Origin of the sequence: Vibrio gazogenes (genome assembly GCF_002196515.1) — a bacterium.
GTDB lineage: Bacteria > Pseudomonadota > Gammaproteobacteria > Enterobacterales > Vibrionaceae > Vibrio > Vibrio gazogenes_A.
Map to the genome: position 1 here is coordinate 722,950 of NZ_CP018835.1, position 16,823 is coordinate 739,772.

A 16,823-nucleotide genomic window follows, 5' to 3' on the forward strand; every position below is an offset into this window, starting at 1 on the left:
GTGATAATGAAACTCGTCTATCAACCCCACGACCTACTTTGGGTGAACCACTTATCTGATGATGAACAACCACCCGCGTGGTTTCACCTGACAGACCTGATTTCACGGCCAGTCGTGGTGAGACGAGCCCCATACCAAGCCGACCGCATTGCGGTCGGTATCCGCGGTTTCAGCCGTTCACAACGTCACGCCAGCTTGGTGACTCCGCAAGCAATTGTTCGCCATCTCACACCGGAGCAATTAGTCGAACAACAGGGCTGGTACACGCAGTATCAAAACCATCCCCTGCCTCATTGGCAAACACTCGCAGACATCGACGATATTTTCCGTTCTTATTCACTCGCATGGGGTATCACCGGCAGTCTTGCCTTTGAACTGGCAACCGGCATGCATACCGCCAATCCGCAAAGTGATATTGACCTGCGGATTTTGGCACCGACACCATTGGATAAACAACAAGCCAGCGAACTGGCGCAACAATTGGCAACACTCGCCCAAAGGCCGGATGTGCAAATTGAAACAGCGCTGGGGGCGTTTGCACTATCCGAGTGGTTGCAAACCTCTGGCAGCGTAATGATCAAAAGTAACCAAGGGCCGTTTTTAAGCGCGAACCCTTGGCAAACAGACGCTTAATGAAGGCACGTTTTTATGGCAACTCTCTTCACTTATCCCGGTCAGGGAACTCAAAAAGCAGGCATGCTCACCGAGCTCAATGCATTTCCTCTCGGTCAGCAAATCTTACAACAAGCCAGTGACCATTTAGCCCAGGATATCCTCAGTTTGGATAACGAAACGGCACTGCTGAATAACCGCAATACGCAAGTCGCATTAACAGTGTGCAGTTACGCCTGCTCACAGATTCTGCGCGACCTTGGCATTGAACCCGATTATGTTTTGGGTCTGTCTATTGGTGCATTTCCTGCGGCCATCTCCGCCGGTATTCTCACCTTCGAACAAGGGCTGGACTTAGTGGCACGCCGCGGTGAATTAATGGCAAGTGCCTATCCGCAAGATTACGGTATGGCCGCGGTGATTGGGTTAAGTCTACCGGTATTACAAACACTGTTGCGTCAGGCACAGGCACAAGGTCACCCAGTGTTTATCGCCAACATCAACACCGAATCGCAAGTGGTCATCTCCGGCAGTGTCGCGGCGCTCAATGCTGTGTGCGAACTCGCGTTAGCCAAACAGGCCACCAGCGCAAAACTGCTCAAAGTGAATGTACCGTCACACTGTGAGCTGCTTGCGCCTCAGGCTGAAATATTTAACCAAGCCTTTGATGGTATTGACCTTGCGCGCCCGAAAATTACCTATGTGAGTGCCAATGCGGCCCGCGTGCTCTACCCGACCGACCGTATCCGTGACGACTTAGCTCATAATATGGCCAGACAGGTGCACTGGTGGGAAACGGTTGCAATGCTCAAAGAACGCGGTGTGACCTTAGCGATTGAGATGAAGCCGGGCAGCGTACTGACCAACTTGTGTAAAGCCAGTATGCCGGATACTATCGCAGTAGCGATGGCATCAGAAAACCTGAATAATCTCGTGGCCCTGATGCGTCAATATGGTTAAAAAATCCAGCGATATCAATGAGACATTATGAACAGACGTATACCGACCACGATTAAACGGTTAGAGATTTTCATCAACTACATGGAACAGACCAACATGAACCAAGTGGCGGAAACGATGGATATCAACACCCTCTCGGTATATCGCGCCATTCATGCATTAGAAGAAGATTTAGGCTGTGTGCTGTTTGAAAAACGTGGCCGCAGCCTCGTGCCATTGCAGGCAGCGCAGATCCTCTATCAACAGTGTGTCACAACACTCAGCGACCTTTCCCGTGCAATTGACAACACCCAGATCGCCGCAGGGATCACGCCGAAGAAAATACGCGTCGGCTCCGTCAATTCACTGACCATCGACTTAGTGCCCCATCTGTTGACCGCTTATCGCGAGCGCCGCCCTGATGTCCAACTGGAGTTTCATTCCGGCTCGAACTGCGAGCTGCTTGATAAACTCAAACGTTCAGAGCTCGATGTACTGATGATTTATGGCGACCAACTGCTGGAACACAACACCAGCTACACCGCGATGAAACTGTTCGATGACCAAATCAGCTTTTCTGTCGCCATAACCAGTGAACAACCCAAACCATCGCAGGTGCCGATTCAGGCAGACTACCTCCGTCGTCAGTCTTACATGACCCTCACCAAAGGTTTTGGCCTACGGGAGGCCTTCGATAGAGTGCTCGCCAAACTGGATGGCAAAGTCGAGATTCACTCTGAGTTTTCCAGCATCTTCGGCTTGAGCTTCGCTTTAAAAGCCGGGGCTTATGCCGCGCTATTACCGACCCGCATGAGCGAAGTGTCTGCTCAAATTGGCTTGAAGTTTTACCCGCTGGCTCCAGAGCTCGCCGAATCACACGGTATCTATCTATTAATGAACCGCGCCAGCGAACATAACCCGGCAATTCGGGCCTTAATTGCCGAGTGTCGGATGTACAGCCTACGCTGGCAGAAGTCGGCGCATCCGGCAGACAGTGCGCACTAAAGTCGCGTTGACAACTTTAGTGCAGTTCTCATGTCAACCATCCCTGAATGAAGGCATATCATGTTCCGTTAACCATTCAAAACCCTGCTCAGGCTTTTTCACTTTCCGGTAACGGTAATCGACGTTCGTTGTACACGACCAAATACACGAAGAATAGTATGCAGAGACTACACAAAGTCAGGACTATACCTAAATGCTGAGACAACCCTACCAAGACCAAACCACCACCTACCATCAAGTAGTACATCAAGCCCAAGATCGCACCGGCAGTCCCCATACACTCTTTATAATTGCGCAGAGCGCGCGCTAGTATGTTCGGTATCGCTATACCGTACGCCATGACCACTAACATCATCGGCAATACGAACCATACGGTCTCCTCAAACAATAACAACAAGACACCGCCACTCAGGGAAAGAATACACGCCAACGTGAGTTGCGACGAAAACTGCCAGTGTTTGCTAACCAAAAATTTGTTGATCACCGCACCGATACCGACACCTGCTGCCAGAATCATACCGGTATAACCAAACCACGCATCCGGAACGTCAAGCTTAGAGAAAAGGAACGGTGCCAGCTGGTAGTAACTAAACATGCAAATGTTAAATAACGCGACTAGCGATGCGCTGAGCCAAATATCGCCGTCCTTCAACATTTTAACCAAAGTTCCTCCAAACGAACTCGCCGATATCTGCTTTGGGCATGTTTCCGGTAGTTTCAAATACGCATACCCCAAAAGTACAGCAGCCAACACGGCCAAGCCTCCGAATACGCCTTGATATCCCCAATAATACGTCAGCAATGCACCACTTAAGACCCCCACAGCAGGACTAACGGCCATCGCCATCCCCATGAGCGAAAAAATTTTTGCCAATTCAAGACCGTCAAAGCGATCTCGTATCGCAGTTTGCGTCCCCACGGATCCAACAGATGCACCAAACGCCGCCAACATACGTGCGGCTAACAACACGATGAAACGACTGCTTAATAAAGCAACGATTGAAGCGATTAAATAGAGTATGAGACCCAACAAAATGGTAGGACGCCGCCCAATGACATCGCACATACGTCCCCAAAACACCACGCCCAATGCAAAGGCGAAGAAGTAACATGATAGTGTTTGTGCTGCTATTGCCGCGCTAACTTGGAATCCATCAGCAATATAGGTCAAAGCCGGACTGTATATCGTTTCAACCACTTGGGGAAACATCATCAATGACGTTGCCAGAGTCAGGGTCAGTCTACGTTTCATAAAAAATCCAGATCCAAAAATAAGATGCATACGGTAGCATCTTACCCATAGAGACGATTACAATAAGAAAGACAATAAATTTACAAAATAGGACACAATATGGCATGGCTTCAGGCACAGGATAGTTTTAATCCTGATGCCTTAGACAATCGTGTATTGGGAATTGCTGCCGAATTGGCACAGCACGACTCTGGCGTCCATTATCATGACAAAGGGCAGTTATTATTCTGCAAACAAGGCAGTATGCGGATCACGCTAGATAACAGCCTTTGCCTGCTCCCTCCGGTAAGGGTTGCTTGGATTCCACCTCAGATAGAACATCGTGTTAAAGTGAATGACGTCGTTGGCTATCGTTCCATTTATATAGATTGCAATCACTATGATGGCATGCCTGAACAGGTTACCGTATTCACCGCCTCACCACTTTTGCGTGAGGCTCTGGAACGTATTGCGTTAGCACCATTCAACACGAACTGGCAAGATGGCGCTTACGCTAATATTCTGGCCGTCTGCCTTGACGAAATCACATCAGCACCGCTTGAAGTAACGTTACTCCCACTGCCCACTGATCGGCGTCTACGCCACCTCGTTGCTCAAGAAGCGCTCCCACCGCTGAACAGACTTTCACATCGTATAGGCGCTTCCGAAAAAACGATTAGCCGAATATTTCAACGCGAAACGGGTTTGAGTTACCAGCAATGGCGTCAACAATGGCGATTGAATAAAGCGATTGAAATGCTCTCTCTTGGGTGGAGCCAATCTGAAGTGGCCTCTCAATTGGCGTTCTCCAGCGACAGCGCCTTCACTACTTTTTTCAAGAATAGGGTTGGTTGCCCACCGAAAACCTATATGGAAAGGCGAAAATAAACGCTGTTTGGGACAAAAAAACTGTCGGGTATCACACTGAAATTCGGCTGACGAATCAGAAATCCCCTAAAAAAATAGGCATGCGAAATGTTTCATTTATAAGCCTTTTTATTCCCATTACTTATAAATAACATAAATAATACCCATTTATTTTTATACAGACCTCGAATAAAACATAGATAAACGACATATACAATATTCAATTGTTGAAAAAACGAGCAATTCCCCTAGCTTTTATAATGGAACACATATGCACCCAAACGCATTATTGGTGGTGCCAATGTGCTGTTAAGGCTCAAAACACAATGGAGTGATTATGAATGTTTTAACAAAATGTAAGCTAGCATTGGGAATCATAGCGATATTTTTTTCATTGCCAAGTTTTGCGGTACCGTGTTCGGACTGTTCAAATGGATTTGAACGGGGCCAAGTTCCTCGGGTTGATCAGTTAGAATCCAGTAGAGGACCTTATTCGGTAAAAACTATCAACGTTTCTAGACTTGCCAGAGGGTTTGGTGGTGGCACGATCCATTACTCGACGGAATCAGGAGGCCAGCAAGGTATCATTGCGGTCGTTCCGGGCTATGTTTCTTTAGAAGGTAGTATTAAATGGTGGGGCCCACGTTTGGCATCTTGGGGCTTTACGGTGATTACGATCGATACAAATACGATTTATGATCAACCTGACAGTCGAGCAAGTCAGCTCAGTGCAGCAATCGATTATGTCATTGATAAAGGTAACGATCGAAGCTCTCCGATTTATGGATTAGTGGATCCAAATCGAGTCGGCGTCATTGGCTGGTCTATGGGCGGTGGCGGCTCCCTCAAACTGGCAACAGACAGAAAGATTGATGCAGTGATCCCTCAAGCCCCTTGGTATCTTGGATTGAGTCGTTTTTCTAGTATTACTTCACCAACGATGATCATTGCATGCCAAGCCGATGTTGTGGCACCAGTGAGCGTACACGCTTCTCGCTTTTATAATCAAATCCCGGGAACCACCCCAAAAGCATATTTTGAAATTGCGTTAGGCAGTCATTTTTGTGCCAATACAGGGTACCCTAGCGAAGATATCTTGGGGCGGAATGGTGTTGCATGGATGAAGCGCTTTATTGATAAAGATGAACGCTATACTCAATTTTTATGTGGACAAAATTTTGATAGCAGTCTTCGCGTCAGTGAATACCGAGACAACTGTAGTTACTATTAGTGATACATATAATTCATAGTAAATCAGCAATTCTTGTCAAGTCAGAGCAAGTATGTTCTGACTTTTTTATGTGCTGAATGAATCGGATTTTAGTACCTGCTGTTTTTGATAAATGATCGCTGAAAATCGAAGAACTCTAAAATGGTGTACCGCTAGTTCAGGGGGAGATTTACACATGAACCATCCACTACTACAAACCCTTTGAATTTAAAAAACTCAACGAATGAATACGCAAAAAAAGAAGCTGACAATATAAATCGATAATTTGTCTTAAAGAACGGAATCCAATCAATATACTGAGATCTAACTGTGTGTATCCTTCCTTTCAATTGCAATTTTTTTATTCTTTTTTAGGGAAGAGGCATCAATATACTGGGTAAGTTCCTTAATCTGCTTCGAATAAGATTTACTAAAGCCTATATCCTTGAAAACTCGAGTCCATAGGAAAAAGAACAAGATCGCAGAAGTGTAGTATTGTCTTCTTATTCTGTACATATTATTCAGCGCCTATAGAGATTCACTTTTATTTCATCCTTGAAGTAGCTCTCACTCCATGACGAAATAATATTTCTTGAATTAAGCCATTTAACCAATTCCTGATTCTCAGATGTGTTTTGTAGTCTCGGCGTGTTGTACCCCGTTTTTATTTCGGAAAAGGGTTCAGGAAGATTAGCCAAAACGTGACGTACTTCATCATCATCATCCATTAAATCGTGATATTTGTTAAAGAGTGAAATTTGAGTCCCAATAGGCTGAGAGTGTATGACCAGAGATTGAACAATATTTCCATCAAGGTTGGATATCTTGGCATCGGTACTGTTAATAATAGGGCCGACAAGGGCAGCTCGCTCTGGAAGGTTCACGAGCGCATCCAGATCCATCAATTTGATTACTCCCAGCTTAGCTACGTTATCAATTTCAGATTGAAGAAGCACTTCCAGGAAGTCATCGTCGAGTTCAAAGTTGTCTGGATTAGCCAAGTATGTGTTGATATTAGCCACTACGAATCGTACCTGTAAATCCCTACTATCAGAGAGCTCTTCCAAACTCTCCTTAGTGAATGTAATTTTTCCTTCATCTATAAGAATTCGAAGTTTTGATAGCTCAAAACCTGTAGGAAACTCTTTGAAAAATTCAGGTAAAGCGCTCACATATTCTTTATAGCTGATATCAGACAGCGAGCCCGCGTTAAATAGGAACACACGCAGTTTCTGTGAATCAGAGTCGCTGGGTATAGACTCTTTCAGGATAATTTTACGAACATCATCTCGATCCAGATACCCAACCAAGATATCCACCTCAAATCCTTCACTTTCCATAAAAGCAAGACAATTCAACCAAGTTGGTTCGATCATGCATAGCTTAAACAGCATTTCATACAATCTTTCAGGAACATCCTCTAAAGATGGAAGCTGTATTGTCTGCCGCTCAAGAAATGTTCTCAGATCATCTTGCTCAAGCTCATCGTGACAAATCACAGCCAGAATAGTGGAAGCATCCTCTTCTGAATTCTCTTGAATTACCAAAAGAATATCACGTAAATAGCGGTCAAAATCGCGTTCAACTCTCTGCAATAAAATTGGGCTATGCATCGATCGTATGGTCGTGAAGTTCTTCTTATGTAGCGGCTCAAAATCGCTCTCTCCCTCAAATGCCTGATAAATGTATTCCATATTTGCAAGCGTGAGTTCGAAAAGTCCCCGCTCGAACATGACGTTTACGACTTCATGATGTCCTTTTATTGCGGCCAGATCTTTAACTTCAAAACCAAGGCAAACAAGTCGTTCTGATGCCAGGCCAGGTACATTCAGCAGAATCTCAGGAAGGTTTTCCGCAACAAACGTCGGAAATTCTGCAAACTCCATTGCAAGCTTTTTGAGTAAATTTTCCGGTAAGTTCGAAACTATCTGGATAACGTGAGAAATATTATTGGCGATGGCCGTTAGAACAAAATCATCCCAACTATTAGCCAGCCCCGAAAGTAAACCCGCAACATTTTGGCCACTACTGTAATAGGCATCGAAAAAGTTTTCACAGCTTTCGAATTCTGACGAAAGAAATTTAAAGAGCTTTTTCGTTTGCTCAAAGTAAAGCGTCCGGTCACTCAGAAGATTATCGACAAGTTTGACGTTTAAGACATAACTTTGCCGGAAATCCTCATCTCGCATCGCAGCGATGACCTCTTTGGGATTGTCGAGCGGAAAACTCGGTTCAGGCGTGACAAATGCCCGAATCTGGATCAAAAATTTGTTGTCATTGGGAGATAAACGACCTGAGTGAAAGAGTGATGTGTATTGGTAATAGCTATCGTCAAGATAACCTTCCAGAATCAGAAAACGGGCAAGATCCCCATTTTCCCCAAAATTCTCAAAAAGATCCCGTATGCGGTCAGTATTCACTCGTAATAACTCGTTCAACTTTGTTGTACGAAGTGTTGGGAGTTTAACTCTTAGATCTCGTATTTGGCTTAAGATCTTGTTTTTATTATCAGTAGTCTTGCTTTCGAGCTCTTCCTTGCGCTGCTGGTAGGATTTTTGAGAATCTATCTCTTTTTGCCATTGGGACACATTGACTCGGCTCGAATGACCTCTTCTGCCTGAGTAGTAGTAGTTTAATTGAGACGCTTCTATCAATTGCTCAAACTCATCATGGCTAACAAGATTTTTAAGTGGAATCCAACCGTAACCGTGATTTAAACTAACACCGGCAATGTCCTCTGGAAGCTTCTCAATCAGTGCCATAGCATAAATTTGCCGTAATTCTTTCAGGTCTGATGGCGTCTGCCGCTCAGCGGCTTCAAGCTGCGCTTCAAGTTCCGAGATCTCCGCTTTATACGTTGCCTCGCCCTGTTCAATCAGTTCATTCTTGTGGTGCAATATATTGGCGAGCATCCCCTCTCCACGGTGTAGTTGCTCAAAATCTCTTGGGTAAACATTTTTATAGATCAGGATTGCGAGGAGCTTGTTAGCGTCGAGCAGGTTCTCTTCATCTTTTTCTAAATTAGCAACATAAATGGCATATTCATTAAAGATGTTCTGAATCAATCTCAGATCGTTCAGGTATCGTGAAACCTCTCTCAGGAACTGCCGATTCAGACGGCCATCCAGTTTAAGCCTGTTTCCCTCAGCCAATACCATATCGATTGAATTCGATGTATTGATAATCGGTATAACAGGTATAATAAATTCAAAGAACTTAGTGCGATCCGTGTTGACAAACATATCGTCGCGCAAAGCATAAAGGAATCGGATGGTGCGTTTTACCCCTGCATTCTCGTTCACAAGGCTATTAATTTCACGCAGTGTGACGAAAATATCGGCATTATTAAATCGATCTAAATCCTCAATGATGACAAGATCGTAATCGGTTGACTGGAAGAAATAGACTATTTCGTCTAAGTGACGATTTAGTATGGAAGTCTGATCCTCATGTGCTGGCTTTATCTCTACGCTTTTCAACGAAATACTCTTGAGTGATAAGCCAAAACTGGCAACATACAAGTGATGTAGTATCACCCAAAAGAATATGACCGCGAACCCAAAAATCCCTAAATTAAGCCAATTACTGAGGGTCAGAGGTTCGAAAAAAGTGCCGCTGATAATTTTTTCTCGCTGATGAAATACAAACCAAAGCGAGACAATGCCAAGCATCATATAAAAAGATTTCAAAATCGACCAAACGCCGGGCGACTGAATTCTTTTGAACCGTGATAATGGCAGCTTATTAGCGTCTGCACCATAGAGCATTTGCTGAAGAATGCTTCTTTCAATCTCTTGACGGCTCACCTTTCTCTCATCTGCTTCATCATCTACGTCAATTTCAGGAACAAACGCAGCGAGAGAAATATGAAGCGCAGGCCGCCGATACTTTTTCAAGAAGGATTGAATGATGCTGCTCTTACCTGAACCATAAGGGCCAGTCAGAGCAATATTGGAGACTTTCTCATTGTTTGTCGCAAACAGAATCGCTTCGGAATATACGCCATCTTTGTCTGCTTCATCAGTAGGCGCAAGGTCTACGAATTTTGATTGGCTGCTGGCAGAGTTATCTTTGCTTTCGAGCCATAACGCAATACTATTCATGCTGTTGGCAAGCCAACGAGTTAGGGAAATGATGGTCTTTGTCATACAATGCTTAACTTTTTAAAACTTCTTTAATTAATGGCAATATTGCTTCTGGAAAAACTAATTCTGCTAGCGGGTTGAACTTAATGAATGGGAAAGCAATTATGTTTTCAATCTCTGTTATTATAAATACAGTCTAAAAAAACTCAGTAGCGATTATTGATTTCTAACAACTTTGACTAAAAAGGACAAGCAATAAGTTCAAGTTCCGTCGGTGATCAATTCGAGAAAGTATTTGTACTGAGGGCTTTTGCATCTTATTTATGGAAAAAGGAAGCTGAAAACCTGATTCCGGCAACTCTATATAATCCTCTGTCCCAGTCTTACCTGTTATTAGCATCGACGGTGTAAAATTTCCAGATTGACTACGACGTACAATCCAATCCAGACCATCGAATATCTGCTGTACATCTGAATAATTAACAAACGAATCATGGTCGTGGGTTAATAGATCATCGATAGAAATTTATTGTTCACCAGATAGGTTCATTGTTTACGCGCTTATCAGGACACACACCTTAAAGTACGTCATATTTCGGAATCGGAGGCTACAACAAGACAAACTACTAAAACCGAACCCTGTCGCATTTCCCTAGGCAACACCACTAAAACCATGACAAACAGTGTTTTTTGCCGCTCGCTTCTTTTATCCTATGAGCCATTCAATCCACACCGACCAAACATTGCTTTATGAAAACATCTCTCGACCATTTGCCTGAATCCAAACAGCAGGAGCTTGCTACCATATCGACTATTCTGCGCGATACGCTGGAAGACTATCTTCAGGGCAAAACAGCGAGTAAAAGCGAGTTTCGTATTGTGAAAATCATCCTGTTCGGCAGCCACGCCAAAGGCACTTGGGTCAACGATCCGGTCAATGGCTATATCAGTGACTACGATATTCTGGTGATTGTGAATAAAGCCGCACTGGTTGAAGAAGATGTCGTCTGGCAACGCGCCAAAGAGCAAATCGACCGTAAAGTCACTTCCGCACCGCTGGGATTGATTGTCCATGATTTGCAGGAAGTGAACGAACGGCTACAACAAGGGCATTATTTCTTCAAAGATATCTGCGAAGAAGGGATTGAACTGTTTGCCGCCACACCAAAACCGCTGGCAGAGCCGGGGGATTTAACCGAAGCAGAGCAACGGGAGATCGCTCGTAAGCATTATGAACAGTGGTTTACGAGTGCCAACGAATTCTTTATGTGTTTTGAACTCATGACTGCGAATCATCATCTGAAGACTGCGGCATTTCAGCTTCACCAAGTCACGGAAAAATTGTTTGCCTGTACCCTGCTCACCTGCACCAATTATTTACCCAAATCCCACAACATCGAAAAGCTGGGGAAACTATGCGCCCAAATCGATGCTGAATTTGCAACCATTTTCCCGCTCGACAACAAATTCCACCGCCGCAGCTTCCGCCGCCTGCAACGCGCCTATATCGAAGCCCGCTACTCGGAGCATTATGAGATCACCGAAGAAGAATTGGCATATCTGGAAACAGAAGTGCAGCGGTTGAAAGGATTGGTGGAACGGGGTTGTTTGAAAAGAATAATTAACTAACTTGAATATGTAATAGAGAAAATAAAATATATGACTTCCCAAAATCAACTCAAGCAGATCAGTAAATTTTTAAGCTTTGTGCTACGCCACAAACCAGAAGCGATTGACCTAACGCTCGACCCACATGGATGGGCTAATATTGATGAGCTGATTGATAAAGCATCTACTTCAAATGAAATCGAAGATATTGACAGAAATTTAATTCAAGACGTTGTAGATACCAATGATAAAAAGCGTTTCATTATCTCTGAAGATGGTCAGCATATTCGAGCTAACCAAGGACATTCGATTCATGTCGATTTACAACTACAACCTTCTGTTCCACCAGAATTTTTATATCATGGTACTGCGACCCGATTTTTAGATAGTATTCTCGAAGAAGGATTAAAACCACAGCAACGCCAGCATGTCCATTTATCTGCAGATAAGGAAACAGCTGTCACTGTTGGCCAGCGATACGGTAAACCTGTTATTTTAAAAATAAAATCCCAACTCATGTATGAGCAAGGTTTTGAATTCTATATTTCTGAGAATGGTGTTTGGTTAACGAGTTATGTGCCTTCGAAGTTTATAATCGACAAATGTCTGATCGAAGTTTGAAATTTGTCTGTTGTAGACGACAGCACCCATGCGTTTGTGAATCTCTATTTCATGTTCTTGACCCGTCCTAACTAAGGTTGACACTTTTCCAGCCACAAATTGGAGAATGTCATGAAATCAATAGGTAAACGTACACAGCAAGATTATTCCCTTGCCTTTAAATTGGCGGTTGTTGAGCAAGTTGAAAAAGGTGAAATGACTTATCAACAGGCTCAAGAGCGGTATGGTATTCAAGGTCGCTCGACTGTTTTAGTTTGGCTTCGTAAGCATGGTCAACTAGATTGGTCTTTAGGCGCCTCTGAATTAAAGGGAAAAGGTATCGCTATGTCTCAGTCATCTTCCCCACAAACACCTGAACAACGCATTAAAGAGCTTGAACAACAATTAGAAGAAACTCAGCTAAAAGCCGATTTTTTCGAGGCTGTTGTAAAAGTCATGGACAGAGACTTCGGAGTCCGTCTTTCAAAAAAGCGCAAAGCCGAATTATTGAGGAAAAAACGCTTTCAAAGTTAACCGTGACAAAAGCTTGCTTGTTTATCGGGATTTCACGCCAAGCATACTACAAGCGCTGCGAAGCAGAAAAAGAACGAGTCTCCCATGAGACTCATGTGCTCATTGCTGTGAAGAAAGAGCGTCTGGTACAACCTAGAATAGGTGTCAGAAAACTAAAATATATTTTGTCACAAAAGTGTTTAATCATCGGCCGAGACCACTTGTTTGCTCTTCTTAAAGCGAACCAACTTCTTGTTCCAACAAGGCAAGCATACCATCGCACGACGAACAGCCATCATCGATTTCATTGTCACCCTAACATCATAAAATCGGGTTATGCGCCTGAGCGTCCCGAGCAGTTGTGGGTTGCAGATATTACTTATCTACCGACTCGTGAGGGAGAAACTTATCTCAGTTTAGTCACGGATGCTTACTCTCGGAAAATCGTTGGTTATCACGTTGATGACAACATGAAAACTCAATCCGTTAAGCAAGCGTTTATTCATGCGCTTAAAAGTAGAAGAACTCACCAACCACTCATTCATCACTCAGATAGAGGGTTACAGTATTGTTCGGCAGAGTATCAAACGCTTCACCAACAGAATGGCGTCAGTTGCTCAATGACAGATGGGTATGATTGTTACCAGAATGCGTTGGCAGAACGAGTCAATGGAATACTCAAAAATGAATATCTTCTTAACAAGCCTGCGAATTTAGAAGAAGCACGAAAGATGGTTGCAGAGTCGGTAAAAATCTATAATCAATATAGGCCACACACAGCTTTAAAATACAAAACGCCCGATGAAGTACATCGAGCGTTTTACTAAAATGTGTCAACCCATATCAGGACGGGTCATCTAACGCAAGCAATCTAGCAGAGCTTTTGTCAATAAACCCGAAATTTCGTTTGTATTCGCATTTATGATCCGTAGTTCGCGAAACTGCGCCGGAACCTGAAATCTAAACTGCCAAGAGCCTTTTTTTAATTGGGATCAATAGCGTATTTTAGTACCTGAGCAAGCATAAATAGATGAAACGTGAGGGATTGATTTTTCTCAGGAAAGAGACAATTGGGTGGAAGCCCCAGCCACATCCCGGCACACACGTCATTCGCTGTGGCTGCTACCTTCCGGTCCTGACCAGGTTCACGAATTAGTGTTGCGGGAGGACCAGGGCCTCCATAGATAAGGGCTTTGATGGTGAGCATCGAAAGCGAGGTGATTATCAAGGATTGAGATCGGCATTGCAAGCCCCTTTCTGATAAAAGTGGACAGAGACCGACTGAGTGCGCAGGGATTAATCAGCTTTGCTCGTTTTACGCCATAAAGCCGCTTCTGCTCAATGCATGATGCTCATCAAGTACCTGACAGACAGGCGTTTTGATCATACACTGATATGCATCAATTCAAGTTATCAACGTATGACATAGACTTTTCTGACGGATTCAATGATGGCTCACTCCGATGATAAACAGCAGTTTCTCGCTCAGGTATTTACCGTGATTCACCAAATCCCGGCCGGTAAAGTCAGCACCTATGGTGATGTGGCTAAAATGGCAGGTTATCCGGGCTACGCGCGCCATGTCGGTAAAGCGCTGGGGCAACTGCCCAAAGGCTCGACACTCCCTTGGTTTCGGGTGATTAATAGTAAGGGTGAGATTTCACTGTCCGGTCCGGATTACGAACGACAACGCGCTGAATTAGTCGCAGAAGGGATACCAATCAGCAGCCGCGGCAAGATTTCACTGCGCAGCTACCGCTGGCAACCCGGTTCAATGTGATGATGCACTTTTCACCGCTGTCATTTGGATCTGACCATCATAGACGGACGGTTCAAGCGCAAGCTCTGTTGCCATCCCCGTACCGAAATACCGGACATTGCCTCGTTCAAAAATCTTCGCCTGAATGCAATAGCGATGATTTGGTCGGATGTTCGAATCGGAATAAGCGAGTTGAAAGTCAATCGGCAATGTTAAACCATCACCATGAAACTGGTATTTCGCAATGACTTGATCATGTTGCGTTTGATCATTGAGGGTCACCACCACGAACACATTTTTCGGTAATGGATAATCACCGAGTAATGTGCCCGTCATATGTTCAATACGAGGTTCATGGGCTTGAGTTTGTGAGTGTGCCTGTCCCGCACTGCTGAGAAAAACACAGAGAAGGGACAACAAAAGGCACCATTGATTGTTAGGTTTCATCATTATAAGTTTTATATATCTTCCATTTTGACCCCATAATTATAGAGATAAATATCAATGGGGCAAAACTTGATTTTTGATTTGTAACAGCGTCTGATGTCGGTGTGTAAATAACATAGTGAGGTAGTATGAGCGAAGCTCTCAATAATTTACTCGAACTTTTACAATTAGAAAAACTAGAGGAAGGACTCTACCGGGGCAACAGTGAACATCTCGGGTTACCTCAGGTTTATGGTGGACAAGTGATCGGTCAGGCGCTCTCTGCTGCCCGCTATACCGTCGATCCTGAGCGGACAGTCCATTCATTTCATAGCTACTTTCTTCATCCGGGTGATCCGGAAAAACCGATTGTTTATGATGTAGAAAAGCTCAGAGACGGGCGTAATTTCAGTACCCGACGCGTGAAAGCGATTCAAAATGGCCGACCGATTTTTTATCTGACCGCGTCATACCACGGTGAAGGAACCGGCTTCGAACACCAAAACACGATGCCTGACATTCCCGGTCCGGAAAATTATGCTTCTGAAACTGAGTTGATGAATCAAATTGCCCATCGCATCTCCGAACCTGCCAAGAAGATGTTTTGTCGAGAGAAACCGATTGAAATTCGTCCGGTGCATGTGGTGAACCCGTTCAAGCCGGAAAAAATCGAACCCAAGCAGTATCTGTGGATCCGGGCTAACAGCAAGTTACCGAGTGATCAATTGCTCCATCAATACCTGCTCGCCTACGCCTCTGACTGGGGCTTTTTGATCACAGCATTGCAGCCACATGCTGTCACGATGATGACACCGGGATTTCAAGTCGCAACCATTGACCACTCGATGTGGTATCACCGCCCGTTCAATATGGATGAGTGGCTATTGTTTGTGATTGAGAGTCCGAGTGCTACCTATGGCCGTGGATTGGTACGGGGTGAAATCTACAATCAGCAAGGTGATTTGGTTGCCAGTGCGGTACAAGAAGGTGTGATGCGCTTTCTCGATCACGCCAGTCCAAAGCAATCCGATGACAGTGATCAATCCAATAACACTTAATTGAACGCCATCACATCCAGATAAAAGAGTTTATGACGACAGACTTTACTTTCCCCCAAGGGGAAGCTTTATGATACGGATGTCTTCACCATGAGCACCGGAGGTCAGCATGGGATGTTGTAATACCCCCCCACCGGGAGGGAGTAAAAATGTGAGTCTCTTCTTGAAATATATTGGCGTTTTGTTTGCCGCTATTGTCTTGATTACATTGTTATTTGGTTAATTGTTATTGAGTGAATGAGCATTTGGTTAACTGACCGCTCTCACACTAAAATGGCCTGCCCACAAGTTTTCCAATGTTGACAGGCCATGATGGTTGATCATGCTTACTCACCGAATCTTCAGCATCGTCATGATCATTTATCACCATTCATGATAAGGGCAGCTCCGTGGTATATTTCAGTGACTCCATCGCAAAGGTTGAGGTCACATCACTCAATCCTTCAACACGATTGACCAGCTGTTTGTAAAATTCATCAAAGCAACGCATATCTTTCACCACAACTTTCATCATATAGTCGTACTCCCCCGCCATCCGGTAAAACTCCATCACTTCAGGAAACTCTGAGGCAATTTCAACAAAACGGACATACCACTCATGCGAGTGATTACTGGTTTTGAGCATCACGTAGGCTGTGAAGTTTAATCCCAGTTTTTCCGGATCCAGCAATGCGACTCGCTTGTGAATCACACCCATTTCTTCAAGCTTCTTTAACCGTTTCCAGCATGGTGTCGTTGTCAGATGAACCGCCTCGGCAAGTTCATTCAAAGACCAATCCGCATTCTGCTGTAACAGTCGCAGTAAGTGTTTATCGGTTTTATCCAACTGCATACTCCACAACCTCAACTTGAGAGAAAATTTTTCTACTATTTAGCCAATAAACAGTAAAAAATGAAACCTTTTTCTCTC

Annotated in this window: 14 protein-coding genes and 1 other RNA gene; 10 read left to right on the forward strand and 5 right to left on the reverse strand. The window is 44.3% G+C overall.

Annotated elements, in window-relative coordinates; translation table 11 throughout:
- The first annotated feature begins 6 nt into the window (after window positions 1–6).
- The 3 genes from BSQ33_RS03230 to BSQ33_RS03240 are packed head-to-tail and all read left to right on the forward strand — an operon-like array spanning window position 7 to window position 2,556.
- Window positions 7–633 (forward strand): malonate decarboxylase holo-ACP synthase, encoded by a 627-nt coding sequence (locus tag BSQ33_RS03230; RefSeq protein ID WP_021018899.1) that lies wholly within the window; start codon window positions 7–9, stop codon window positions 631–633.
- A 15-nt stretch (window positions 634–648) separates the two neighbouring features.
- The gene (gene mdcH / locus BSQ33_RS03235) at window positions 649–1,572 is read left to right on the forward strand and encodes a malonate decarboxylase subunit epsilon (RefSeq protein WP_088133246.1); all 924 of its coding nucleotides are present in this window, start codon (window positions 649–651) and stop codon (window positions 1,570–1,572) included.
- 27 nt (window positions 1,573–1,599) lie between these two features.
- A complete protein-coding gene (locus tag BSQ33_RS03240) occupies window positions 1,600–2,556 on the forward strand; it encodes a LysR substrate-binding domain-containing protein (protein WP_021018897.1) in 957 nt (318 codons plus the stop codon).
- Window positions 2,557–2,644: 88 nt separating this feature from the next.
- Here BSQ33_RS03240 and BSQ33_RS03245 read toward each other — a convergent pair whose 3' ends face one another.
- Window positions 2,645–3,808, reverse strand: coding sequence for an MFS transporter (locus tag BSQ33_RS03245; RefSeq protein ID WP_088133247.1), 1,164 nt, complete (start codon window positions 3,806–3,808; stop codon window positions 2,645–2,647).
- Between the two features lie 99 nt (window positions 3,809–3,907).
- Here BSQ33_RS03245 and BSQ33_RS03250 point away from each other — a divergent pair, with 99 nt between their 5' ends.
- Together BSQ33_RS03250 and BSQ33_RS03255 are read left to right on the forward strand one after the other, a co-directional pair.
- Window positions 3,908–4,675 carry an AraC family transcriptional regulator gene (locus BSQ33_RS03250; RefSeq protein ID WP_021018895.1) on the forward strand — a complete coding sequence of 256 codons (768 nt, stop codon included), beginning with the start codon at window positions 3,908–3,910 and terminating at the stop codon, window positions 4,673–4,675.
- A 316-nt stretch (window positions 4,676–4,991) separates the two neighbouring features.
- A complete protein-coding gene (locus BSQ33_RS03255) occupies window positions 4,992–5,885 on the forward strand; it encodes an alpha/beta hydrolase family protein (protein WP_021018894.1) in 894 nt (297 codons plus the stop codon).
- A gap of 500 nt (window positions 5,886–6,385) precedes the next feature.
- On the opposite strand, the gene BSQ33_RS03265 is transcribed toward BSQ33_RS03255, so the two are convergent.
- On the reverse strand, window positions 6,386–10,012 hold the full coding sequence (locus BSQ33_RS03265) for a DNA-binding protein (RefSeq protein ID WP_088133249.1): 3,627 nt from the start codon (window positions 10,010–10,012) through the stop codon (window positions 6,386–6,388).
- Window positions 10,013–10,699: 687 nt separating this feature from the next.
- On the opposite strand from BSQ33_RS03265, the gene BSQ33_RS03275 reads away from it, so the two are divergent.
- The 3 genes from BSQ33_RS03275 (at window position 10,700) to BSQ33_RS03285 (ending at window position 13,497) form a co-directional block, all read left to right on the forward strand.
- The gene (locus BSQ33_RS03275; RefSeq protein ID WP_088133250.1) at window positions 10,700–11,578 is read left to right on the forward strand and encodes a HEPN domain-containing protein; all 879 of its coding nucleotides are present in this window, start codon (window positions 10,700–10,702) and stop codon (window positions 11,576–11,578) included.
- 30 nt (window positions 11,579–11,608) lie between these two features.
- On the forward strand, window positions 11,609–12,178 hold the full coding sequence (locus tag BSQ33_RS03280) for an RNA 2'-phosphotransferase (protein ID WP_088133251.1): 570 nt from the start codon (window positions 11,609–11,611) through the stop codon (window positions 12,176–12,178).
- Between the two features lie 111 nt (window positions 12,179–12,289).
- A protein-coding gene (locus BSQ33_RS03285; protein ID WP_198298138.1) for an IS3 family transposase occupies window positions 12,290–13,497 on the forward strand; the annotation gives its coding sequence in 2 pieces (ribosomal slippage) (window positions 12,290–12,641 and window positions 12,641–13,497; 1,209 coding nt in all).
- 251 nt (window positions 13,498–13,748) lie between these two features.
- On the opposite strand, the gene ffs is transcribed toward BSQ33_RS03285, so the two are convergent.
- Window positions 13,749–13,845, reverse strand: an RNA gene (gene ffs / locus BSQ33_RS03290) — signal recognition particle sRNA small type.
- A gap of 275 nt (window positions 13,846–14,120) precedes the next feature.
- On the opposite strand from ffs, the gene BSQ33_RS03295 reads away from it, so the two are divergent.
- Window positions 14,121–14,450 (forward strand): MGMT family protein, encoded by a 330-nt coding sequence (locus tag BSQ33_RS03295; RefSeq protein WP_021018891.1) that lies wholly within the window; start codon window positions 14,121–14,123, stop codon window positions 14,448–14,450.
- Here the strand turns inward: BSQ33_RS03295 and BSQ33_RS03300 are convergent.
- Window positions 14,442–14,879, reverse strand: coding sequence for a YbaY family lipoprotein (locus tag BSQ33_RS03300; protein WP_021018890.1), 438 nt, complete (start codon window positions 14,877–14,879; stop codon window positions 14,442–14,444). The two genes, BSQ33_RS03295 and BSQ33_RS03300, sit on opposite strands and share 9 nt — an antisense overlap.
- A 125-nt stretch (window positions 14,880–15,004) precedes the next feature.
- Here BSQ33_RS03300 and tesB point away from each other — a divergent pair, with 125 nt between their 5' ends.
- The gene (gene tesB / locus BSQ33_RS03305; protein WP_088133252.1) at window positions 15,005–15,913 is read left to right on the forward strand and encodes an acyl-CoA thioesterase II; all 909 of its coding nucleotides are present in this window, start codon (window positions 15,005–15,007) and stop codon (window positions 15,911–15,913) included.
- 370 nt (window positions 15,914–16,283) lie between these two features.
- Here the strand turns inward: tesB and BSQ33_RS03310 are convergent, their stop codons facing one another.
- Window positions 16,284–16,745: an Lrp/AsnC family transcriptional regulator gene (locus BSQ33_RS03310; RefSeq protein ID WP_021018887.1), complete on the reverse strand. Its 462-nt coding sequence runs from the start codon at window positions 16,743–16,745 to the stop codon at window positions 16,284–16,286.
- Between the last annotated feature and the right edge of the window lie 78 nt (window positions 16,746–16,823).

Excerpts from the sequence above, each read along its gene's own strand:
- mdcH (WP_088133246.1), top strand. The coding sequence starts at position 649 with ATGGCAACTCTCTTCACTTATCCCGGTCAGGGAACTCAAAAAGCAGGC.
- BSQ33_RS03300 (WP_021018890.1), bottom strand. The coding sequence starts at position 14,879 with ATGATGAAACCTAACAATCAATGGTGCCTTTTGTTGTCCCTTCTCTGT.
- BSQ33_RS03255 (WP_021018894.1), top strand. The coding sequence starts at position 4,992 with ATGAATGTTTTAACAAAATGTAAGCTAGCATTGGGAATCATAGCGATA.
- BSQ33_RS03240 (WP_021018897.1), top strand. The coding sequence starts at position 1,600 with ATGAACAGACGTATACCGACCACGATTAAACGGTTAGAGATTTTCATC.
- BSQ33_RS03230 (WP_021018899.1), top strand. The coding sequence starts at position 7 with ATGAAACTCGTCTATCAACCCCACGACCTACTTTGGGTGAACCACTTA.
- BSQ33_RS03280 (WP_088133251.1), top strand. The coding sequence starts at position 11,609 with ATGACTTCCCAAAATCAACTCAAGCAGATCAGTAAATTTTTAAGCTTT.
- BSQ33_RS03310 (WP_021018887.1), bottom strand. The coding sequence starts at position 16,745 with ATGCAGTTGGATAAAACCGATAAACACTTACTGCGACTGTTACAGCAG.
- BSQ33_RS03265 (WP_088133249.1), bottom strand. The coding sequence starts at position 10,012 with ATGACAAAGACCATCATTTCCCTAACTCGTTGGCTTGCCAACAGCATG.
- BSQ33_RS03245 (WP_088133247.1), bottom strand. The coding sequence starts at position 3,808 with ATGAAACGTAGACTGACCCTGACTCTGGCAACGTCATTGATGATGTTT.
- BSQ33_RS03275 (WP_088133250.1), top strand. The coding sequence starts at position 10,700 with ATGAAAACATCTCTCGACCATTTGCCTGAATCCAAACAGCAGGAGCTT.
- BSQ33_RS03295 (WP_021018891.1), top strand. The coding sequence starts at position 14,121 with ATGGCTCACTCCGATGATAAACAGCAGTTTCTCGCTCAGGTATTTACC.
- BSQ33_RS03250 (WP_021018895.1), top strand. The coding sequence starts at position 3,908 with ATGGCATGGCTTCAGGCACAGGATAGTTTTAATCCTGATGCCTTAGAC.
- tesB (WP_088133252.1), top strand. The coding sequence starts at position 15,005 with ATGAGCGAAGCTCTCAATAATTTACTCGAACTTTTACAATTAGAAAAA.